This window comes from Streptomyces solicavernae (genome assembly GCF_029968095.1).
Lineage (GTDB): Bacteria > Actinomycetota > Actinomycetes > Streptomycetales > Streptomycetaceae > Streptomyces > Streptomyces solicavernae.
The window spans coordinates 132,400-154,177 of the sequence record NZ_JASCIR010000001.1 but is presented as its reverse complement, the minus strand read 5'-3'; the positions used below and the strand labels follow the sequence as shown (position 1 = coordinate 154,177).

Sequence of the window (21,778 nt, the reverse complement as noted above, 5' to 3'; positions counted from 1 at the left end):
GCTTGGGTGGGGCGGGCCACCGCTCCACGCTCCGGTGGGGCGGGCCACCGCTCGCGCCCGCCCCGCCGACCGGCTCCACCGCACGTCACCTCCCTTGCCCCGAAGGGTTTTCCGCCCATGCGGATGTATCTCCTCGCCCTCAACCCGACCGACTCGGTCTCCGAGGGCTTCCTCCCCGCCGCGCGACGCCTCGGCGTCGACGTCACCCTCCTCACCGACAAGCCCGAGCCGCACCGGCGCCGCCACCCGGATCTGGAGATCCTGGACTGCGACGTACGCGACTACCGGGCCGTCATCACCCGGATCGCGAACCACCACCGGGCGGACGCGGTCTTCACCAACAGCGACCACCTCCAGACCCAGACCGCCCTGGCCGCCGAATACTTCGGCCTGCCCGCGAAGGACTGGCACGCCGCGCTGCGCGCCAAGGACAAGGCCGAGATGCGCAGGCACCTCGCCGCCACCGGCCTGGACACCGTGTGGTCCGCCGAACTCGCCCCGCAGCAGGACCCCGCCGAACTGCTCGCGCGCCCGGTGCCGTACCCGTGCGTCGTCAAGCCCCGCGAGGGCGTGGCCAGCGAGGACGTGGTGCTCGTGGACACGGCCGACGAACTCGTGCGGCACTGCAAGGAGATTCGGGCCCGCCGTCCGGAGGCCGCCCTTGTCGTCGAGGAGTACCTCGCCGGCGAGCTGTACACCCTGGAGACCCTGGGCGACGGCACCGTGCGCCATGTCCTCGGCGGCTTCCACACCGAGCTGTCCCCGCCGCCGCACTTCATCGAGAAGCGGCACACCTACGTTCCCCGGCACCCCGAGCCGGTCGTCGCCCAGGTGCTCGCCCAGCTCGACGCGCTCGGCGTCGGATTCGGCGCCTGCCACACCGAGTTCGTGGTCCACGAGGGCCGCGCCCGGATCATCGAGGTCAACTACCGGGTCATCGGCGACCAGTGCGACCTGATGCTCCAGGAGATCCTCGGCATCCCCCTGTTCGAGCACATCCTCCGGACCCACCTGGGCGAACCGCTCCCCGCCGGTCTCGGCGCCCGCCGCGACGGCAGGGCCCGCATCGACCACCTGTGCGCGGACCGCGCCGGAACCCTCACCGCCGCCCCCGAGGCCACCGAACTGACCGTGGACGGCGTGCACATGACGTACCGTCCGCTGCGCGCGGTCGGCGAGCGGCACGAGCTGCACCACACCAACCGCGACTACATCGGCGTGCTCCGGGCCACCGGCACCGACCAGGACACCGTGGACCGCGTCGTGACGTCCCATCTCGCCGCGCAGCACTGGGAGTTCACGCCGTGACCACGACTGCCGCCCCGGCCGCGGCCGAAGTCGACGCCGACGAGTCGGCACTCCTGCTGCGGGTGCTCGGCGCCCTGCTGCGCGAGGACGTCGCCGGACTGCGCACCCGCAGTGTCCCCGTGCAGCGCCCCGACGGCCGGTGGCTGCGGCTGGCCGACGGGGGCGGGGACGCCGTACTGCTCCCGGTCGTCGACGACGGGTTCCAGTGCGCCGACGCCGCCCGGCAGCCGCTGCTGCTCCGGGAGTCCGACGGCGCCACCCTGACCAGCATCGAGGAAGTCGTGGGCGCCCTGCGGGAGTTCGCCGAGCCCGCCGACCGGGGCGGCTTCGATGACTTCCAGGAGGAGTGCCGCCAGACCCTCGCCACCATGCGGCTGCACACCCGCACGGACGACGAGACCGCCGCCGCCCTGTCCGAGCGCCACGGCCCCGCCGTCGCCGACTGGACCGGCCCGGCCGCCGGGCTCGCCCACGACACCCTCGCCGCCCGGCTCGACCACCCGGTCTACCCGACGGCGCGTGGCCGCTCGGGCCTCGACGAAGCCCAGCTGCGCGCCTACGCGCCCGAGTTCCACCCGGCCTTCGAGCTGCGCTGGCTCGCCGTACCGCAGCAGGACCTCACCCTGCCGGGCGGCCCCGCCGCGCTGCCCGCCTGCTGGCCCACTCCGGCCCGGCTCGGCCTGCCCGGGCTCGACCGCAGCCACATCGCGCTTCCGGTGCACCCGCTGTCCCTCGGCGCACCGCTGCGCGAAGCCCTGCGGGAGAGCGGCCTCGAAGACCGGGCGGTGCTCGCCGACCGGCCGTACCTCGACGTCGTCCCGACCCTGTCGATGCGTACGGTCGCCGTCTGCGACGACCCCGGACTGCACATCAAGGTGCCGCTCGCGACGGCCTCCCTCGGGCTGCGCAACCGCCGCACCATCAAGCCCCGCACCCTCGTGAACGGCGCCACCGGCCAGCGGCTGATCGAGACCGTCACCGCCCGCGAGGAACGCTTCCGGGGCCGGATCCTGCACGCCGACGAGAGCACCTACCTGCACGCCGGCCACGAGCTCCTGGCCGCCCTCTGCCGCCGCTACCCGGCCGGACTCGACGCGTCCGCCGTCGTCCCGATGGCCGCCCTGCTCAGCCGGGCGCCCGACGGCCGGCTCGTCGTCGACCACCTCGCCGACCGGTTCTACGGCGGCGACCCGCTCGCCCTGCTCGACGCCTGCCTCACCCTCCTCTTCGACTGGCAGACCACCCTCTTCGGCTACGGCATCGCCCTGGAGTCCCACCAGCAGAACATCTCGCTCGTCCTCGACCGGGGCACCGCGGGCGACACCAGGCTGCGGCTGCTCCTCAAGGACAACGACGGGCCGCGCATCCACCACGCCCGGCTGTCCGCGACGCTCGGCGCCGACGCCCCCGCGCCGTCGGACTTCACCGACCCGCGGATCCTGGCGGACGGCGACCGCGCGCTCACCGACCTGTTCACCACGATCACCGTGCACCTGTGCGCCGGCGCGTACGCCTTCGGCCTCGCCCGGCACGGCCACGCCCCGCTCGACACGCTGCTCGGGCTCGTACGGGACCGTCTCGCCGAGGCCGTGGCGCGGCTCGGCAGCGGTCCGGGTGAGCCGGGGGCCGTGCTGCGCGCCCAGGTCCTGGACGCGCCGTCGCTGCCGGTCAAGGCGATGGTCAGCGCGGGCACCCTGCTCAGCAAGGAACGCTCGGGCGCGGCCGACATCAACAAGCACTACACCCAAGGCCCCAACTACCTGCAACGGCGAGCGGGCGGTTCACGATGACCGCTACCGAGACGGCCGCACCGGACACCCCCGCGCTCGGCCGCCGCCAGGTGCACGCCGTCGCCGGCTGCTACTTCGTCGCGTCGTTCGCCGCCCTCGGCCTGCCGCCGTATCTCACCGAGATCCTTCCCGGTCTCGGTGACGCGTCCGGCCAGTGGGCAGGTCTGCTGTACGTCGTTCCCACCGTGTTCGGCGGTCTCGGCGCTCCCCTGTGGGGGCGGCTCGCCGACCGGTACGGCCGCAAACGCCTGCTGCTGCGCGCCCAGTTGGGCCTCGCGCTCGCCTTCGTGCTCGCCGGGTGGGCCGATTCGCTCGCCACGTTCACCGCCGCCCTGGTCCTCCAGGGCATCCTCGGCGGCACGTTCGCGGCGTCCAACGCCTACCTGGGCGCCGCGCTCGAAGGGCCCGCCCTGTCCAGAGCCCTCACCCTGATGCAGGGGAGCGCACGGGCCGCCCTCGTGCTCGCCCCCATCGTCGTCGGGGCGCTGACCCCCTGGATCTCACCCCACCGCCAGTACGCCCTGCTCGCCGTGCTGCCCCTCGGGGCGGCCCTGATGCTGGCCGTGCTGCCGGAACCCGCCACCCCTAAGACGACGACTCCCCGCAAGAGCCAGCGGGCGGACAGCGCCACCGGAACGTCCCCGACCACGTCCCTGCGCACCCGCTACGCCCTTGAGTTCGCCTTCGTGTTCTCCACCGTCATCTCCTTCCCCTACCTGATCCCGCTGGTGGAGGAGCGGATACCGGGCACCACTCCGCTGCTGTCCGGCGTGCTGTTCGCGCTGCCGCACCTGTGCTACCTGGTGTCCGCGCTCTGGGTGCACTCCGCCTTCCACAACCGCCCCCGGCTCGGGATCGGCCTCGCCTTCGGCTGCATCGCGCTCGGCCTCGCCGCCCACGGCGTCGCGGCCTCGCTGCCCGCGTTCGTGGGGGCCCGGCTGCTGCTCGGCGCCGGACTCACCCTCGGCCTCGTCTGCCTGTCCCTGCTCTCCGCAGCCTGTGCCAAGGGCCGTGCGCCCGGCGGCATGTTCGGCTCGCTGGAGTTCTTCTCCAAGGCCGGCGCGGTCGCCGCCGGCCTGGCCGCCGCCGCCGGCAACAGCTGGTCCGGCCCCGCCGCACCCCTGCTGACCGGAACCGCCGGTGCCCTGCTCGCCGCGTTCCTGGTCGCCCTCCCCGCTCTGATCCGCCGCACTCCCCGCCCCCGCTGGAGACGTTGATGAACCTGCCGACCGGCACCGCCCCCTTGCCTGCGTCCACGCCGACGACCTCCTCGCGTGCCCTGCCTGCGTCCACGCCGACGACCTCCCCGCGTGCCCTGCCCACCGCCGACGAGGCCGTGGCCCACACCCTCCTCAACTGCCTGCTCCGCGAGGTGTCGGGCCCCGAGCACCAGACCGCCGTCGTCGACGGCCACCTGCTGCTGCGGCTGCCCCGCCGGGGCGTGCTCCTGAGCGTCGCGCTGCGCCGCACCTCCCTGTTCGGCGCCCACCGGTTCACCGGCCCGGTGACGGAGCAGCGCGACGGCGCCTGGACCGAGGTCGGCCGGCGCCTGCTCGCCGAGTACGTGCACGCCGAACTCACCCTGCGCACCGGCGTCGGCAACGAGGAGTTCCTGGAGCAGATCGAATCCAGCCACCAGGGCGTCTCTGCCGCCCTCGCGGCCGGTGACCACCGGACGTCCGCCGCGCTCTCGTACCTCGCCTCCGAGCAGTCCCTCCTCCTCGGCCACCGCTTCCACCCCACCCCCAAGGCCCGTACGGGCGACGCCGCCTCCTGGTCCGCCTACGCCCCCGAGGCCGCGGCCGTCTTCCCGCTGCGCCATCTCGCCGTACGCGAAGAGCTGATCGCCGAGGAGAGCGCCGAGCCCGGCGCGGCCGCTCCGCTCGACCGGCTCCGCGCCGACATCCCCGACGGCTACCGCCTGCTGCCCGCACACCCCTGGCAGTACGAGCTGCTGCACGAGGATCCCGTGCTGCGCGAGGCGCTGGACTGCGGCGACATCATCGACCTGGGCGAGGGCGACGCCCCGTTCGCCGCCACCGCCTCCGTCCGCACCCTGTACGACGGCGACACGTTCCTGAAGTTCAGCCTGAACGTGCGGATCACCAACTGCCTGCGCAAGAACGCCAGTTACGAGCTGTCCGGCGCCGTCGCCCTGACCCGCCTGCTCAAGCCCGCCCTGGCCGATCTGGCCGAGCGCTTCCCCGGCAGCGCGATGCTGCGCGAGCCCGCCTACCGCAGCTTGGCCGTTCCCGGGCCCGACGGCCGCACCGACCTGGCCCTGCTCGAAGGCTTCGGCGTGATCGTCCGTGAAGGGCTCGCCGAGCGGCAGCTCCCCGGCACCACCGCGCTGCTCGCCGCCGCCGTGGCCGACGAGTACCCGACGGGCCCCGGCCACATCTCCCGCCTCCTCGACGGCGCCGGCCCCGAAGCCGCCCTCGACTGGTGGCGGGCGTACCTCGGGCTGCTCCTGCCGCCCGTCCTGGCCGCCTACTTCGATCACGGCCTGGTCCTCGAACCGCATCTGCAGAACGTCATGGTCTGCGTCGACGGCGACGGCATGCCCGCCCAGATCCTGTTCCGCGACCTGGAGGGCACCAAGCTCGTTCCCGAGCGCCACCCCGACACGCTCGCCGCCCTGCCCCCCGCCGTAGCGCGCCCCATGACGTACGACGCGGAGCGCGGCTGGGACCGGGTCGTCTACTGCCTGCTCGTCAACCACGTCGCCGAGCTGCTCGCCGCCCTGGCCGACCTGCACCCGCAGACCGAGCCCGCCCTGTGGGCCGCGGTCCGCGCCACGATCCAGGACCACGCCGACGACCACGGCTGCCCGCCCCGGCTCGCCGCCCTCCTCGCGGGGGTGCCGCTGCCCGCCAAGGCCAACCTGCTCACCCGCTGGGAGCGCAAGGCCGACCGCGAGGCCGGCTACGTCCGCCTCCCCTCCCCGCTCGCCCCGGACGTCCTGTCCGGCGCGCTCGACTCCGGCTCCCCCGCCCCCGGCCCGGCCCCCACCCCCTGGAACGCCCGATGACCCTCCCCACTGCCTCCGTACGCGACCGCATCCTCTCCCTGCCGTCCGCCGAACTGCCCGCCTACGTCTACGACTTGGCGGCCCTGCGCGACCACGCCGCCGAGGTCCGGGCCGCCCTGCCCGAACGCGTCGAGCTGTACTACGCGGCCAAGGCCAACCCGGACCGCGAGATCCTCACCGCCCTCGCCCCGTACGTGGACGGCTACGAGGTGTCCTCCGGGGGCGAGCTGGCCCACGTGCACGAGGCGGTTCCCGGCCGCCCGCTCGCCTTCGGCGGCCCCGGCAAGACGCCCGTGGAGATCGCCGCCGCACTGGAGCTCGGCGTGCGCCGCTTCCACGTGGAGAGCGCCTACGAGCTGCGCATGCTGGCCGAACTGGCCGCGCGGACCGCCCCGGACGCCCGCATCGACGTTCTGCTCCGCTTCAACCTGCCGCTGCCCGACGCCCTCCTGGAGAACAGCTCCCTGGCGATGGGCGGCCGCCCGACCCCGTTCGGCCTCGACCCCTCCGAGGCCGACGCCACCGTGGCGCTGCTCACCGACGGCACCTTCCCGCAGCTGGCGCTGCGCGGCGTCCACGCCCACCTCGCGAGCGGTTTGGAGGCGGACGAGCAGCTGGCGGTCGCCGAGTCCGTCGTGCGCTGGGCCACCGGCCTGGCCGGACGGCACGGCGTCCGCCTCTGCGAGGTGAACGTCGGCGGCGGGATGACCGTGGACTACGCCGATCCCGACCGCCGCTTCGACTGGGCCGCGTACGGCAAGGGCCTCGGCGAACTCGCCGACGCTCACCCCGAGGTGACGCTCCGTATCGAACCGGGCCGTGCCCTCACCGCGTACTGCGGCTGGTACGCCACCGAGGTCCTGGACGTGAAGCACAGCCACGGCGAGGAGTTCGCGGTCGTCCGCGGCGGCACCCACCACCTGCGCACGCCCGCGACCAAGGGCCACGACCAGCCCTGCTCCGTACTGCCGGTGGACGACTGGCCGCACCCCTGGCCGCGCTCGACGGCCCGCCAGGACCGTGTCACCCTCACCGGCCAGCTCTGCACGCCCAAGGACGTGCTCGCCCGGCGGGTCCCGGCCGCGGGGCTGCGCGCGGGCGACCGCGCGGCCTTCTCCGTCGCGGGCGCGTACGCCTGGAACATCTCGCACCACGACTTCCTGATGCACCCCAGGCCCGGCTTCCACTACCTCAACCACCTTGAACATCCGGGCAGTTCGGAGCCTTCGGAGCCTTCGGAGCCTTCGGGCGGGAGGCGGGGCTGACATGCTGCGCCCCAACGCCGTCAAGGCGAAGCTCGCCGCGGGCGAGGAGGTCGACGGGCTGTTCTGCTCCCTTCCCGAGCCGTCGGTCGTCGAGATGATCGGCTGCGCCGGGTACGACTTCGCGATCCTCGACACCGAGCACGCGCTCGTCGACCCGCAGACGCTGGAGAACCTGATCCGGGCCGCCGAGGCGGTCGGCCTCACCGCTTTCGTCCGGGTTCCCGAGGACGACCCGGGCGCGGTCCTGCGGGTGCTCGACGCGGGGGCGATGGGCGTCGTGGTCCCGCATGTGCGCAGGCGCTCCGACATCGACCGCGCGATCCGCGCCGCCCGCTACGCGCCCGAGGGCATGCGCTCCCTCGGGGGCGGGCGCGGCCCCGGCTTCGGCGCGATCCCGCCGGTCGAGTACACGAAGCGGGCCAACGCCGAGATCTCGGTGATCGCGCTGATCGAGGACCGGGAAGGCGTCGAAGCGATCGACGAGATCCTCGCCGGCGGCGGTGTCGACCTGGTGCTGCCGGGCCCGGCCGACCTGTCGCAGTCGTACGGAGTGCCCTGGCAGTTGACTCACCCGCTGGTCCGCGAAGCCGTACGCACCCTCCGCGCCTCCTGCGCCGAACACGGCGTGCCGTACTGCGCGATGGCCCGCAGTCCCGCGCGGCGGGCCGAGTGGCGGGCCGAGGGCGTACGTGCCTTCGTGACCGGTGAGGAACGCGACCTGGCCGCCCGCGCCCTCCGCGACCATCTGGCGGCGCATCGGTCGGCTTAGGCCCTGTCTTCAAGGGAGTTTGAAGACAGGGCCCAGCGCGCCCGCGCCCCTGGTCAGGGCATCGAGCTTCCGTGCGCGCCGGCCGGAACCGTTCCCAGCCGTCCCGCCTTGAAGTCGTCGAAAGCCTGGGCCAGTTCGACGTGGCTGTTCATCACGAACGGGCCGTAGTGGGCCATCGGCTCGCGGATCGGCAGGCCGCCGAGCAGGACCACCTCGAAGTTGGCGCTGCGCGAGTCCTGGGACTCGGCGGCGCGGATCGTCAGCGAGTCGCCGTCGCCGAAGACGACCGACTGGCCCATGCCGAACGGCCGCCGCTCCGCTCCGGCGAAGCCTTCGCCCGCGAGCCCGTACGCGAGGGCGTTGAAGTCCGAGCGCCAGGGGAGCGTGATCTCGGCGCCGGGGTGCACCGAGGCGTGGATCATCGTGATCGGGGTGTGTGTGCTGCCGGGTCCGTCGTGGCCGTCCAGCCCGCCCGCGATGACGCGGAGCAGTGCGCCGCCGTCCGCCGAGGTCAGGAGCTTGACGCTGCCGCCGCGGATGTCCTGGTAGCGGGGGTCGGTCATCTTGGCCTCGGCCGGCAGGTTCACCCACAGCTGGAGGCCGTGGAACAGGCCGCCGGACATGACCAGCGACTCGGGCGGGGTCTCGATGTGCAGGAGGCCGGAGCCTGCCGTCATCCACTGGGTGTCGCCGTTGGTGATGGTGCCGCCACCGCCGTGGGAGTCCTGGTGGATGAAGGTGCCGTCGACGATGTAGGTGACGGTCTCGAAGCCGCGGTGCGGATGCCAGGGGGTCCCCTTCGGCTCGCCGGCTTCGTAGTCCACCTCGCCCATCTGGTCCATCATGATGAACGGGTCGAGGTACTTGTAATTGATCCCGGCGAAGGCGCGCCGGACGGGGAACCCCTCGCCCTCGAAGCCGCTGGGGGCCGTGGCCACGTGCAGGACGCGGCGCGAGGGGGCGTCGGCGGGGGCGGTCACGCGGGGCAGGGTCAGCGGGTTCTCGACGGTCACTGCAGGCATGGTCGGTACCTCCTTGTGCTCCGAGTTTAGTTGAACGATGAACTTCCTGCCACCCCACAACAACAGAGGCGCCCGGGGGGATTCCCCGGGCGCCTCGATGTGTGGCGGGTGCGGAAGCTCAGCCGTACATCCGCCGCATCGCGAAGTCGACCATCTGCTCGACCGCCTTGGCGTCGAAGACCATGCGGTGCTCGCCCTCCATGTCGAGCACGAAGCCGTACCCCGTCGGCAGCAGGTCGATGACCTCGGCGCCGGTGATGACGAAGTACTTGGACTCCTTGCCGGCGTAGTGCCGCAGCTCCTTCAGGGACGTGAACATCGGGATCACCGGCTGCTGCGTGTTGTGCAGCGCCAGGAAGCCGGGGTTGTCGCCGCGCGGGCAGTACACCTTCGACGTCGAGAAGATCTGCTGGAAGTCCTCCGCCGCCATCGAGCCGGTGGTGAACGCGCGCACCGCGTCCGCGAGCGACGGCGGCGACGGCTCCGGGTACAGCGGCGCCTGCTGGCCATACGCCCCGGGGCCGCCGGGCTGCTGGGGCGGGGGCTGCGGCGGGGCGTATCCCGCCCCCGCGCCCGCGGACTGGTCGTAGCCGTACATGCCGTCGAGCGTACTGGGTGCGGGGCCCGCCGGGGTCACGGAGCCGGGGACTCACGGAGCTCGAACCAGATCGACTTGCCCTCGCCGCGCGGCGTCACGCCCCAGGAGTCGGCGAGCAGCTCCATCAGGACCAACCCCCTTCCGGACGACGCCAGTTCGCCGGGGTGACGCTTGTGCGGGAGCTCGTCGCTGGCGTCCGCGACCTCGACGCGCAGGCGCCGCTCGCCGACCTCGCCCTGGGCCTCGACGAGCAGCAGGGCGTCGCCGTCGGTGTGCACCAGGACATTGGTGATCATTTCGGAGACCATCAGGACCGCCGAGTCGACCTGCTCCGGCTCCGCCCAGTCGTGCAGCAGCTCGCGCAGCTGCTGCCGGGCGCCCGCGATCCGCTCCGGCTCGGCCTGCCGCACCGTGAGGAGGGACCGGCGCAGGCGGGGCGCGGTCGCACCGGTGCCGACCGCCGCGCCCGTGGCCACGGCGGCACGGCGGAGCAGGACCACCGCGATGTCGTCCTCGCGGCGGTCGGCGAGCGGGCCGGTGGTGTAGTGCGAGGTGGGGCCGTGCACCGCCTGCACCAGCTCGTCGGCAAGCTGCTCAAGCCCTTCGCGCCGCTCGGGGCCCTCGCCCGCGCGGGCCGGGAAGCCCTCGTGCTGTTCCAGGACCTTGCGGAGGCGGCTCCAGCCGGAGTCGAGGTCGTGGCCGCCGGTCTCGATCAGGCCGTCCGTGCAGAGCAGCATCGTCTCGCCGGGTTCGAGGACGACGCGGGTGGTCGGGTAGTCCGCGTCCGGGTCGATGCCGAGCGGCAGCCCGCCCTCCGTGGGGCGTACGACGACGGTGCCGTCCGCGGTCCGCACCACCGGGTCGGGGTGCCCGGCCCGGGCGATCTCCAGGACCCCGGTGGTCGGGTCGGCCTCGACGTACAGGCAGGTCGCGAAGCGCGGGTCGCCCGGGCCCGAGGCGCCACCGTCCCCGACCTCGCCACCGGCCTCGCCAAAAACGGCCCCGGCCGCCCCGACCCCGGCCTCGCCACCGCCACCGCCACCGTCCCCGACCCCGACCCCCACCCCGGCACCCTCACCCGAGCGGGACCCCGGGCCTCCGGTGGAGCCGTACGGGTGCGACTCGGTGATGCCGGTCAGGAAGCGGGAGGCGCGGGCGAGCACTGCGTCCGGGCGGTGGCCCTCCGCGGCGTAGGCCCGCAGCGCGATCCGCAACTGGCCCATCAGGCCCGCGGCGCGCACATCGTGCCCCTGGACGTCGCCGATGACCAGGGCGATCCGGCGGCCGCCGGGCAGCGGGATCATGTCGTACCAGTCGCCGCCGACCTGCAGACCGCCGCCCGTCGGCACGTACCGCGCGGCGAGCGCGAGGCCCGGTATGTCCGGGCCGAGGGTCGGCAGCATCGAGCGCTGCAGGCCCTCCGTCAGCTCCCGCTCCGACTCGGCGATCCCGGCCCGCGACAGGGCCTGGGCCAGCATCCGGGCCACCGTCGTGAGGACGGAGCGCTCGTCCGGCGTGAACTGCACCGGGTAGCGGAACGCCGCCATCCACGCCCCGATGGTCCGGCCCGCGACGGTCAGCGGCAGGAACGCCCAGGACTCCCGGCCGAAGCGCGCGGCGAGCGGCCAGGTGCTGGGGTAGCGGTTCTTGTACTCGGAGGGCGTGGAGAGGTAGACGGCGCGGCCGTGCCGGACCACGTCGGCGGCCGGATAGTCGGTGGTCAGCGCCATGTCCGTGAACGGGCCCTCGTCGCCGGGCCGCTGCCCGTGGTGCCCGGTGATCGTCAGCCGCTCCCCGCGTACGCCGAACACCGCGAGGCCGTCCGGCTCGAAGCCCGGCATCGACAGGCCCGCCGCCACCCGCAGCACCTCGGCCGTCGACCGCGCCTCGGCGAGCGCGCGGCCCGCGTCGAGCAGGAACGCCTCGCGCGAGCGCCGCCAGTCCCCGGTGACGGGCGTACGGGCGGCCCGCCCCGGCGACGGCTCGGTGACCTCCTGGATCGTGCCGACCAGCTCGTACTGGCCGCCCTGGGCCATCGGCTTGGTGCGGCTGCGGACGGTACGGATCACCTGGCCCTGCTCGTCCATGACGCGCATCCGGGCCTCGGCGAGGGTGCCCTCGACGACGGCGAGGTTGACGATGCCGTCGATCTCGTTCCAGTCCACCGGGTGGAAGCGGGAGCGCACGCCCGCCTCGGTCAGCGTCGCCGGTTCGGCGGGCAGACCGAGCAGGCGGGCGGCCTCCGCGTCGAGGGCGACCAGGCCGGTCGCGCTGTCCCAGCGCCAGAACCCGGTCGCGATCAGCGCCAGGATGTCGCCCGCCGGGGGCAGGGGCGCTCCGCCCGAGTCCTGGGAGCCAGTGCACATTGCCCCACTTTAAGAAGAGTGCGCGGTGGCCCGCCACCGAGGCGGGCCTGAGCCGGTCATGCCAATAGGGGCAGCGGGTCCGGGCGGTAACCTGGTTCGCGTTGATTCCCGCCTGTCTCGCGACGAACGACTGTCTCGCGACGAACGACGCGAAGAAGTGGAAGAGAAAAGATGCACCGGTACAGGTCACACAACTGCGGCGAACTCCGCGCCACCGACGTCGGCAGCGACGTCCGGCTGAGCGGCTGGCTGCACAATCGCCGGGACCTGGGCGGCATCCTCTTCATCGACCTGCGCGACCACCACGGCCTGGTCCAGCTGGTCGCCCGCCCCGACACCGCCGGCTTCGAGGCGCTGGACAAGCTGTCCAAGGAGACCGTCGTCCGCATCGACGGCAAGGTGATCTCGCGCGGCGCCGAGAACGTCAACCCCGAGCTCGCCACCGGTGAGATCGAGGTCGAGGTCGGCGAGGTCGAGGTCCTGGGCGGCGCCCAGCAGCTGCCGTTCCAGATCAACCAGGACGACGGCGTGGGCGAGGAGCGCCGCCTGGAGTACCGCTTCCTGGACCTGCGCCGCGAGCGCATGCACAAGAACATCATGCTGCGCACGGCGGTCATCTCCGCGATCCGTCACAAGATGACGGCCCTCGGCTTCAACGAGATGGCGACGCCGATCCTCACCGCGACCTCCCCGGAGGGCGCCCGCGACTTCGTCGTCCCGTCCCGCCTGAACCCCGGCAAGTTCTACGCGCTGCCGCAGGCCCCGCAGCAGTTCAAGCAGCTGCTCATGATCTCCGGCTTCGACCGGTACTTCCAGATCGCGCCCTGCTTCCGCGACGAGGACGCCCGCGCCGACCGCTCGCCCGGCGAGTTCTACCAGCTCGACGTCGAGATGAGCTTCGTCGAGCAGGAGGACGTCTTCCAGCCGATCGAGCAGCTGATGACCGAGCTGTTCGAGGAGTTCGGCAACGGCCGCCACGTCACCTCGCCGTTCCCGCGCATCCCGTTCCGCGAGTCGATGGTCAAGTACGGCAACGACAAGCCGGACCTGCGCGCCCGGCTCGAACTGGTCGACATCACCGACATCTTCGCCGACTCCGGCTTCAAGGCCTTCGCGGGCAAGCACGTCCGCGCGCTGCCGGTGCCGGACACCGCGGGCCAGTCCCGGAAGTTCTTCGACGGCCTCGGTGAGTACGCGGTCGAGCACGGCGCCAAGGGCCTGGCCTGGGTCCGCGTCGGCGAGGACGGCTCGCTGACCGGCCCGATCGCGAAGTTCCTCACGGAGACGGACGTCGAGGAGCTGACCAAGCGCCTCTCGCTCGCCCCCGGCCACGCGGTGTTCTTCGGCGCCGGCGAGTTCGACGAGGTCTCGAAGATCATGGGCGCGGTCCGCGTCGAGGCCGCCAAGCGCGCCGGTCACTTCGAGGAGGACGTCTTCCGGTTCTGCTGGATCGTGGACTTCCCGATGTACGAGAAGGACGAGGACACCGGGAAGATCGACTTCTCCCACAATCCCTTCACGATGCCCCAGGGCGGCATGAAGGACCTGGAGGAGAAGGACCCGCTCGCCATCCTGGGCTGGCAGTACGACATCGTCTGCAACGGCATCGAGCTGTCCTCCGGCGCGATCCGGAACCACGAGCCCGAGATCATGCTGAAGGCCTTCGAGATCGCGGGCTACGACCGGGAGACCGTCGAGGCCGAGTTCGCGGGCATGCTCCGCGCGTTCCGCTTCGGCGCCCCGCCGCACGGCGGCATCGCCCCCGGCGTGGACCGCATCGTCATGCTCCTCGCGGACGAGCCGAACATCCGCGAGACGATCGCGTTCCCGCTGAACCAGAACGCCCAGGACCTGATGATGGGCGCCCCGACGACGCTGGACGAGGCTCGCCTCAAGGAGCTCAACATCTCGCTGCGGAAGCCGGCTGCGGAGAAGTAGTTCTTCTGCGTGACGTTTTCTGCGTGACGTTCTTCTGCGTGACGTGTGAAGGGCCCGGAACCGGACGGTTCCGGGCCCTTCTTCGTACCCTTCGTACCCTTCGTGTCCGATTCCGTTGCTCACTAGATGCATATTGGGGCATCATGTGGGCATGACGCAGATTGCCATCAGCGCAGCGCGCTCGCAGCTCGGCGACCTGGTGCGCCGGGCCGCTCACCGTCGCGAGACCATCGCCCTCACCGACCACGGCCACGTGGCGGCGCTCCTCATCTCGCCCCATGTCATTGAGGATCTGGAAGACGCTTTGGCCCTTGCGGAGTACCAGCGCAAGAAGGCGGAGGGGACGCTGGAGCCGGGTATCCCGCACGAGGAAGTCGGGCGGATGCTGGGGCTGCGTAAGTGACCTACCAGATCATCTGGGAACCCGGTGCGACCAACGCAGCGCTCCGGTTCCTCAAGGAAGACCCTGCCGGGCTGGCGGCCGTCTACGAAGCGGTCGACGCATTGGCGGAGAACCCGAAGCCCGAGGCGTCGGTCGCCTACGGTTCGGTGAACCTGCGGCGCCTGTACGTCGGAGACTTCCGCCTTTTCTACGCGATCGAGGAAGAAGTGATCCGCATCCTCGTCACGCACCTGGGACGCAGACCCGAATAGCGAGGCACAAAGGGGCCCGGAACCGAACGGTTCCGGGCCCCTTCGCGTCGGCGGGGTGGACTACTCCTCCGAGCCGCCGAACCGCTCCTTGTACGTCTCCAGGTCCTCGTCCGTCAGCTTCGCGAACAGGACCGGCGGGACCGTGAACGGGGTGCCGGAAGGCAGGGAGTCCAGGGCGCGGGCCTCGTCCGCCGTGACCCAGGTCTTCGTGTCGTCGGCGAGAGCGAACGCGCCGCGCATCGCCGCCGCCGAGGACGGGATGAACGGCTCGGAGACCACCGCGTAGAGGTGGATCAGGTTCATCGCCGTACGGAGGGTCAGCGCGGCGGCCTCCGGGTCGGTCTTGATCTCCAGCCAGGGCGCCTTCTCCTCCAGGTAGGAGTTGCCCGCCGACCACAGGGCGCGCAGCGCCGCCGCCGCCTTGCGGAACTGGATGGCCTCCATCTGCTCCTCGTACTCGGCGAGGAGGCGGGAGATCTCGGCGCCCAGCTTCTGCTCGGCCTCCCCGGCCGCCGCCCCCGCCGGGACCTCCTCGCCGAAGCGCTTCTTGGAGAACGACAGGACCCGGTTGACGAAGTTGCCGAGGGTGTCGGCGAGGTCCTTGTTGACCGTGGCCGTGAAGTGCTCCCAGGTGAACGACGCGTCGTCCGACTCGGGGGCGTTGGCGATGAGGAAGTAGCGCCAGTAGTCCGCCGGGAGGATGGCGAGCGCCTGGTCCGTGAAGACGCCGCGCTTCTGCGAGGTGGAGAACTTGCCGCCGTAGTACGTCAGCCAGTTGAAGGACTTCAGGTGGTCGACCTTCTTCCACGGCTCACGGATGCCCATCTCCGTCGCCGGGAACATCACCGAGTGGAACGGGACGTTGTCCTTCGCCATGAACTGCGTGTACCGGACGTCGGCCGCGCCTTCCGGCTCGTACCACCAGGACTTCCAGTCCCGCTCGGCCGGGTTCTCGTCCGCCCACTCCTTCGTCGAGCCGATGTACTCGATCGGGGCGTCGAACCATACGTAGAAGACCTTGCCCTCGGCCGCCAGCTCCGGCCAGGTGTCCGCGGGGACCGGGACGCCCCAGTCCAGGTCGCGGGTGATCGAGCGGTCGTTGAGGCCCTCCGTCAGCCACTTGCGGGCGATGGAGGACGCCAGGTGCGGCCACTCCTCGGCGACCTCGTCGATCCACGCCTCGACCTCGCCCTGCAGCTTCGACTGGAGCAGGAAGAGGTGCTTGGTCTCGCGGATCTCCAGGTCCGTGGAGCCGGAGATGGCGCTGCGCGGGTCGATCAGGTCCGTCGGGTCCAGGACCCGCGTGCAGTTCTCGCACTGGTCGCCGCGGGCCTTGTCGTAGCCGCAGTGCGGGCAGGTGCCCTCGACGTAGCGGTCCGGCAGGAAGCGGCCGTCCGCGGGCGAGTACACCTGGCGGATCGAGCGCTCCTCGATGAAGCCGTTCTCGTTCAGCTTGCGGGCGAAGTGCTGGGTGATCTCCGCGTTCTGCTGCGAGGACGAGCGGCCGAAGTGGTCGAAGGCCAGGTTGAAGCCGTCGTACACCGCCTTCTGCGCGTCGTGCGCCTGCGCGCAGAACTCGGCGACCGGCAGGCCCTGCTCCTTCGCGGCCAGCTCGGCGGGGGTGCCGTGCTCGTCGGTGGCGCAGATGTAGAGGACGTCGTGACCGCGCTGGCGGAGGTACCGGGAGTACACGTCCGCCGGGAGCATGGACCCCACCATGTTGCCCAGGTGCTTGATCCCGTTGATGTACGGAAGGGCGCTGGTGATGAGGTGTCGAGCCATCGCGGGCTGCTCCCAAGTCGCTACGAAAAGTGACGGTTGATGTGGCCGGAACCGTCTACGGAACCTTGAAATCGTAGCCGACATGCGGCAGCCGCCCGCCCCGTGTTTACAGGGCGGACGGCTGTCCGGATGGCCGGCTGTCCGGCTGTCCGGTGGTACGTGGCCCTACGGGCGCTCGTCCGGCTCCCAGCTCGCGAGCAGGCCCTGGAACAGCTCGGCGTCCGTCAGCTCCTTCGGGACCGGGCCCGCGTGGAAGAACGCGGCGTTCCGCACGGCCTCGTCCGCGTCCAGCTTGCGGAGGTAGTCAAAGGCCTTCGCGTCGTGCTCGCCGAACGCGACGAACTGGAAGAAAAGGTTTGCCGGGGCGTCGGCGAGGGCCTTCGTCGCGGCGGTCTTCACCTCCGGTGCGCCGTCCGTCTGGAAGATCACGAGGGCTTCGGCTGCGGGGGCGGCGGACGCCTTGTGCAGCTCCACGACTTTTTCTACGGCCGTGTGGTAGTTCGTACGGCCCATGCGGCCGGCCGCGGCGTGCAGCTCGTCGACCCTTGCGTCGTACTCGGTGAGGGTGAGGCTGCCGGTGCCGTCGATCTCCGTCGAGAAGAAGACGACGTGGACCTCTGCCTGCTCGTCGAGGTGTGCGGCGAGGGCGAGGGTCTGTTCGCCGAGGTTCTGGGCGGAGCCGTCCTTGTAGTACGGGCGCATGGACCCTGAGCGGTCGAGGACGAGGTAGACGGTGGCTCGGGCCCCCGTCAGCCCCCGCTTCTTCAGGGCTGCGCCCGCCGCCTTGTACGGGGCCGCGAGGGCCGGGGCCTTTGCCTTCAGGCGGGCGGGGGTGGTGGCGGCCCTTGGCTGGGGTTTCGTTTCGGGCTCGGGCTCGGGCTCGGCCTCGGGCTCGGCTTCCGGCTGGGGGGCAGCCTTCGGCTGGGGTTCGTTTTCGGCCTCGGGCTCGGGCTCGTCTGGGTGCACCCGGTCTTCGACCGGGTTGTCGCTCCCACCCTCAGCCACCCGTGCGGGTTCGACGTCGGGTGTCGGGTCTTCCTGTGGGGCTGCTTCGCGGTCGGCGGCTGCGGCTGCGGCTGCGGGTTCGGGTTCGGGTTCAGGGGCGGGTTCGGGGGCGGGTTCGGGTTCGGGGGCGGGCGTCGGCTCCGCCTCGGCCTTGGCCTCCGGTTCCGGTTCCGGTTCCGGCTTCGCCTCGGCCTCCGGTTCCGGCTTCGCCTCGGCCTCGGCCTCCGGTTCCGGCTTCGGCTCCGCCTCCGGTTCCGGCTTCGCCTCCGGTTCCGGCTCCGCCTCGGCCTTCTGCGGTGCCCCCAGTGAGGGGTTGTCGAAAGCCGCCGACACGAGGTCGACCTCAGCCGCAGGAGCCGGGACCTTCGCCTCGGCGACAGGCTCCGGCGTCGGCTCGGGCTCAGCCGCAGGAGCCGGGACCTTCGCCTCGGCGACAGGCTCCGGCGTCGGCTCGGGCTCCGCCGCAGGAGCCGGGACCTTCGCCTCGGCGACAGGCTCGGGCGCCGGTTCGGGCGTCGGCTCCGGCTCCGGCTCCGAGGCCGGCGCCGGCACCGTCACCTCGCCCTCCGCCGGAGGCACTACCTCCCGGGACCGCCGTCCGAACGCATTCCGCAAACGATCCAGAATGCCCATGTGCGCAACCCTTCGCGTGAGTTGATTCCGTAACCCCTGGCCAGGGCGGACACGTAAGGTTAGCCGCCGCGTGGCGCGATCTTCGGCAGGGTGCGGGCTGCGCTGCAATTCCCCTCCATGCGCTCCGGGTTCACCTCTTGTTCACTCCTCATCCGCCGCCCTGCTGGTCTACGCGCCTAACGTCGCGGCCGAAAACGTCCCGACACGGTGTCGGCGCGTGTGCGCCGAAGACGGAGGAAACGTGCGCAAACTGCTGCCGCTCATCACCAGCTCGAAGGCAGGCAAGGCAGGCAAGGCAGGCTCGCACCCCGGCGGCCGCTCCGCCCTCACCTGCCGCTTCCGCTGCGGTGACGCCTGCTTCCACGAGGTGCCGAACACCAGCGACAACGAGTACGTCGGCGACGTCATCTCCGGTGCCGTGAGCCGCCGTTCGATAGTCCGCGCCGCCGCCGTCGTCACCGCGGCCACCGCCGCCGGCACCGGCGCCGTACTCGCGCAGGGCGAGAACGCCGTCGCCGCCCCGCCCGTCGGACGCGGCAAGGAGCACGGCATGCGCTCCGCGCGCGGCCTGCGCTTCGGCCCCGTCGCGCCCAACACCGCCGACCGCGTCACCGTCCCCGAGGGCTACGGCCAGAACGTCGTGATCCGCTGGGGCGACCCGATCCTGCGCGGCGCCCCGGAGTTCGACCCGGACCACCAGACCGCGAAGGCGCAGGCCGGACAGTTCGGCTACAACAACGACTTCCTGTCGCTGCTGCCGCTGGAGCGTGAGCACGGCCGCCAGCTGCTCGTGTCGAACCACGAGTACACGGACGAGGTCCTGATGTTCAAGGACTACGACGCCGACAACCCCACCCGCGAGCAGGTCGAGATCGCCTGGGCCGCGCACGGCCTCGGTGTGGTCGTGGTCGAGGGCGAGCGCCGCACCGGCGAGCTCACCGCCGTACCGCGCCACCGCCTGAACCGCCGGATCACCGCCACCACCGAGTTCCGCGTCCAGGGCCCCGCGGCCGGCTCGGACTTCCTGAAGACCTCAGCCGACCCGACCGGCACCAAGGTCCTCGGCACCCTCAACAACTGCTCGGGCGGTACGACGCCGTGGGGCACGACCCTGCACGGCGAGGAGAACGTCGACCAGTACTTCGCCAACGGCACCCGCGCCACCGACAAGCGGTACGGCCTCAAGCCCGGCGCCACCGAGCGCAAGTGGGAGCGGTTCGACAAGCGCTTCGACGTCGCGCAGGAGCCGAACGAGCCGCACCGCTTCGGCTACGTCGTCGAACTCGACCCGTACGACCCGGAGTCGACGCCCGTCAAGCACACCGCGATCGGCCGCTTCAAGCACGAGGGCGCCTCGATCGCGCTGACCCCGGACGGCCGTCCGGTGGCGTACAGCGGTGACGACTCGCGCTTTGAGTACTTCTACAAGTTCGTCAGCAGCAAGCGGATGCGCCGCGGCACCTCCCGCGCGGACCGCGAGCACAACATGACGCTGCTCGACGAGGGCACGCTGTACGTCGCCAAGCTGACCGGCGACTCCCCGGCCGCGGAGTTCGACGGCTCCGGGAAGCTGCCCGCCGACGGCGAGTTCGACGGCAGCGGTACGTGGATCCCGCTGGCCACGGCCACCGCGGACGGCGCCGAGTCGCACATCGAGGGCATGTCGGCGGAGGAGGTCTTCGTCTTCACGCGCCTCGCCGCCGACAAGGCCGGCGCCACGAAGATGGACCGCCCCGAGGACATCGAGCCCTCGCCGCGCACCGGCAAGGTGTACCTGGCCCTCACCAACAACGTCGAGCGCGGCCTCGACGGCAAGGCCCCGGCCGACGAGGCCAACCCGCGCAAGGTCAACAAGCACGGCTCGGTCCTGGAGCTGACGGAGCAGGGCGGCAATGCGGCGGCCACGAAGTTCGGCTGGCTGCTCTTCCTGGTCGCGGGCGACCCGGAGGACCCGGCGACGTACTTCGGCGGCTTCCCCAAGGACCAGGTGTCGCCGATCTCCTGCCCGGACAACGTGGCGTTCGACTCGTACGGCAACCTCTGGATCTCCACCGACGGCAACGAACTCGGCTCGCACGACGGGCTGTTCGGCGTGGCCACGGTCGGCCGGTACCGGGGCCAGCTGAAGCAGTTCCTCACCATGCCGATCGGTGCGGAGACCTGCGGTCCGCTGGTGCAGGACCGCCGGGTGCTCGTCTCCGTGCAGCATCCGGGTGAGGTGGACGGCGCCTCCGTCGAGAAGCCCGCCTCGACCTGGCCCGACGGACCGGGCACGCTGGTCCGCCCGTCGGTGGTGTCGGTGTGGCGTGAGGACGGCGCGGACGTCGGCGCCTGAGCGGGCAGGCACGTACGGAGTCACGTGCGCAGTGGGGCACCCGGCCGGTCGCCGGGTGCCCCACTCCGCGTACGGCGGTTCAGGCGGAGGCGGTGGCTTCCGCCGCAGAACGTCAAGCTGCCCTTCCGCGGCCCCCGCGGAACGTCAAGCTGCCCTTCCGCGGCCGCCGCGGAACGTCAAGCGGCCCTTCCGCGGCCGCCGCCCGGCCGCCGCCGCAGCCACGCTCGGTACTCCGCCGCCTCCCAGGCCGCCTCCCAGTACGCCGCCTCCAGATCGTCGTACGCCCGGTCGAGCTCCTGCTCCGTACGCCCCACGAGCAGCAGCCGTACGCCGAGCGGGTCCCCTTCGAGCGGGCGGATCGCCATGCCGGGGCGGCCGAGGGAGGTGGGCTGGCAGACCGTGACGACATCGCCGGTCGTGACGAGCGTGGCGGTGGTGAGGTAGTCGCCGTGCAGGACGCGGGGGTCGATGCCCGCCTCCCGCAGCATCCGCAGCAGGCCCGCGCGCTCCCCGTCCACCGTCGGGTCGATCATCCACTGCTCGCCCGCGAGGTCGCCGAGCCGTACCGTCTCCTGGGCCGTCGCCGGATGGTCCGCGGCGAGTGAGACGAACTGCGGCTCCCGCTCCACCAGGACCCGGTGCGCGAGCCCCCGCGGCAGCCGCAGCGGCGAACCCTCCACCTCGTGTACGAACGCCACGTCCAGCTGCCCCTCGGCGACCAGCCGCACCAGCGCGTCCGCCGACACGTCCGTCTGGATGGACGGCCTGGCCTGCGCGTGCCGGGCGCGCAGTCGGCGCAGCCAGCCGGGTATCGCGCGGCTGGCGGTGGAGCCGATGCGCAGATCGGGCCCGTCGCCCGCGCGCGCGGCCACGGCCTTGGCCTCGGTGACCAGCTCCTGCATCTCCGCGACCAGCGGTCTGGCCCGGCTGAGCAAGACCCGGCCGAGCGGCGTCGGGCGGCAGCCGGTGCGTTCGCGGGCGAAGAGCCGGCCGCCGATGGAATCCTCGATCCGGCGGAGCTGAGTGGTCAACGAGGGCTGACTCATCCCGAGTTGGCGGGCAGCCTTGTGCAGACTGCCGGTGTCGGCGATGGCGCACACCGCGCGGAGGTGTCTCACCTCAAGCTCCATGCCGTGAGCGTATGGCCGCCACAGTGATCACACCAGACTCTCAAACCGCCACAGATGGACTGGAGTTGGCCACGCCTTGTCGGGGTGATAGCTCGGTGTTATCGCCGACTGCCATCATCCCGCGGGCCCCGAACTCCTTACACACTCACGGG

The 21,778-nt window shown here is 72.0% G+C and carries 16 protein-coding genes; 10 read left to right on the top strand and 6 right to left on the bottom strand.

The genetic code is table 11. The annotated features are described in order from the left end of the window. Window positions 1-117: 117 nt before the first annotated feature. Genes QIS99_RS00700 through QIS99_RS00675 form a run of 6 tightly spaced genes read left to right on the top strand, consistent with a single transcriptional unit; the run spans window position 118 to window position 8,163 of the window. On the top strand, window positions 118-1,308 hold the full coding sequence (locus QIS99_RS00700; protein WP_282509289.1) for an ATP-grasp domain-containing protein: 1,191 nt from the start codon (window positions 118-120) through the stop codon (window positions 1,306-1,308). Beyond that, window positions 1,305-3,098 carry an IucA/IucC family protein gene (locus QIS99_RS00695; protein WP_282509287.1) on the top strand — a complete coding sequence of 598 codons (1,794 nt, stop codon included), beginning with the start codon at window positions 1,305-1,307 and terminating at the stop codon, window positions 3,096-3,098. The genes QIS99_RS00700 and QIS99_RS00695 overlap by 4 nt, the downstream gene beginning before the upstream one ends. Beyond that, window positions 3,095-4,315, top strand: a complete 1,221-nt coding sequence (locus QIS99_RS00690; RefSeq protein ID WP_282509286.1) for an MFS transporter — start codon at window positions 3,095-3,097, stop codon at window positions 4,313-4,315. Before QIS99_RS00695 ends, QIS99_RS00690 begins: the two co-directional genes overlap by 4 nt. Beyond that, a complete protein-coding gene (locus QIS99_RS00685; RefSeq protein WP_282509285.1) occupies window positions 4,315-6,129 on the top strand; it encodes an IucA/IucC family protein in 1,815 nt (604 codons plus the stop codon). Before QIS99_RS00690 ends, QIS99_RS00685 begins: the two co-directional genes overlap by 1 nt. Then, entirely contained in the window at window positions 6,126-7,394 is a 1,269-nt protein-coding gene (locus tag QIS99_RS00680; RefSeq protein ID WP_282509283.1) for a type III PLP-dependent enzyme, read from the top strand. Before QIS99_RS00685 ends, QIS99_RS00680 begins: the two co-directional genes overlap by 4 nt. A gap of 1 nt (window position 7,395) precedes the next feature. Further along, complete coding sequence (locus tag QIS99_RS00675; RefSeq protein ID WP_282509281.1) at window positions 7,396-8,163, top strand: HpcH/HpaI aldolase family protein; 768 nt, start codon at window positions 7,396-7,398, stop codon at window positions 8,161-8,163. Between the two features lie 53 nt (window positions 8,164-8,216). On the opposite strand, the gene QIS99_RS00670 is transcribed toward QIS99_RS00675, so the two are convergent. The 3 genes from QIS99_RS00670 to QIS99_RS00660 all read right to left on the bottom strand — a co-directional run bounded on the left by QIS99_RS00670 (window position 8,217) and on the right by QIS99_RS00660 (window position 12,149). After that, window positions 8,217-9,185, bottom strand: a complete 969-nt coding sequence (locus tag QIS99_RS00670) for a pirin family protein (RefSeq protein ID WP_282509279.1) — start codon at window positions 9,183-9,185, stop codon at window positions 8,217-8,219. A gap of 118 nt (window positions 9,186-9,303) precedes the next feature. Next, window positions 9,304-9,783, bottom strand: a complete 480-nt coding sequence (locus QIS99_RS00665; RefSeq protein ID WP_282509277.1) for an SseB family protein — start codon at window positions 9,781-9,783, stop codon at window positions 9,304-9,306. A gap of 35 nt (window positions 9,784-9,818) precedes the next feature. Further along, window positions 9,819-12,149 (bottom strand): ATP-binding SpoIIE family protein phosphatase, encoded by a 2,331-nt coding sequence (locus tag QIS99_RS00660; protein WP_282509275.1) that lies wholly within the window; start codon window positions 12,147-12,149, stop codon window positions 9,819-9,821. 171 nt (window positions 12,150-12,320) lie between these two features. Between QIS99_RS00660 and aspS the strand changes: the two genes are divergently transcribed. From aspS to QIS99_RS00645, 3 genes are all read left to right on the top strand, one after another. Beyond that, window positions 12,321-14,087 carry an aspartate--tRNA ligase gene (gene aspS / locus QIS99_RS00655; RefSeq protein WP_282509273.1) on the top strand — a complete coding sequence of 589 codons (1,767 nt, stop codon included), beginning with the start codon at window positions 12,321-12,323 and terminating at the stop codon, window positions 14,085-14,087. Between the two features lie 151 nt (window positions 14,088-14,238). Next, on the top strand, window positions 14,239-14,490 hold the full coding sequence (locus QIS99_RS00650) for a type II toxin-antitoxin system Phd/YefM family antitoxin (RefSeq protein WP_282509271.1): 252 nt from the start codon (window positions 14,239-14,241) through the stop codon (window positions 14,488-14,490). Beyond that, window positions 14,487-14,741, top strand: a complete 255-nt coding sequence (locus tag QIS99_RS00645; RefSeq protein ID WP_282509269.1) for a type II toxin-antitoxin system RelE family toxin — start codon at window positions 14,487-14,489, stop codon at window positions 14,739-14,741. The genes QIS99_RS00650 and QIS99_RS00645 overlap by 4 nt, the downstream gene beginning before the upstream one ends. Before the next feature lie 60 nt (window positions 14,742-14,801). Here QIS99_RS00645 and metG read toward each other — a convergent pair whose 3' ends face one another. Together metG and QIS99_RS00635 are read right to left on the bottom strand one after the other, a co-directional pair. After that, window positions 14,802-16,523, bottom strand: coding sequence for a methionine--tRNA ligase (gene metG / locus QIS99_RS00640; RefSeq protein ID WP_282509267.1), 1,722 nt, complete (start codon window positions 16,521-16,523; stop codon window positions 14,802-14,804). Between the two features lie 165 nt (window positions 16,524-16,688). Then, complete coding sequence (locus tag QIS99_RS00635) at window positions 16,689-18,161, bottom strand: VWA domain-containing protein (protein ID WP_282509265.1); 1,473 nt, start codon at window positions 18,159-18,161, stop codon at window positions 16,689-16,691. Between the two features lie 241 nt (window positions 18,162-18,402). Here QIS99_RS00635 and QIS99_RS00630 point away from each other — a divergent pair, with 241 nt between their 5' ends. Next, entirely contained in the window at window positions 18,403-20,496 is a 2,094-nt protein-coding gene (locus tag QIS99_RS00630) for a PhoX family protein (protein WP_282509263.1), read from the top strand. Window positions 20,497-20,672: 176 nt separating this feature from the next. Here QIS99_RS00630 and QIS99_RS00625 read toward each other — a convergent pair whose 3' ends face one another. Beyond that, the gene (locus tag QIS99_RS00625; RefSeq protein ID WP_282509261.1) at window positions 20,673-21,626 is read right to left on the bottom strand and encodes a LysR family transcriptional regulator; all 954 of its coding nucleotides are present in this window, start codon (window positions 21,624-21,626) and stop codon (window positions 20,673-20,675) included. Window positions 21,627-21,778 lie beyond the last annotated feature (152 nt).